Annotated in this window: 1 protein-coding gene; it reads left to right on the forward strand. The window is 64.3% G+C overall.

Annotation, left to right across the window (positions count from 1 at the left end; translation table 11 throughout):
- The coding region (locus KBI52_RS00270; protein WP_210804725.1) for a transposase at window positions 1-263 on the forward strand (263 nt) is incomplete at both ends.

A 263-nucleotide genomic window follows, 5' to 3' on the forward strand; every position in this document is an offset into this window, starting at 1 on the left:
CTGCTGCGCACCGGCGCCCAATGGCGGCTGCTGCCGCATGAGTATCCCCCGCGTGGTGCCGTCTTCTACCATTATGCCCGGTGGCGCGAGGATGGCACCTGGGAACACGTGACCCAAGCCTTGCGCGAGAGTTACCGCTGTCAGACCGGCCGCAATCCTCAGCCGAGTGCAGCGATCATCGACAGCCAATCAGTGAAAACCTCTGAGATGGGCGGACCGCGTGGCTACGACGGTGCCAAGAAGGTGAAGGGCCGCAAGCGCCA

The sequence above is a fragment of the Microvirga sp. HBU67558 genome, assembly GCF_018069605.1.
In the GTDB taxonomy this organism is placed as follows: domain Bacteria; phylum Pseudomonadota; class Alphaproteobacteria; order Rhizobiales; family Beijerinckiaceae; genus Microvirga; species Microvirga terrae.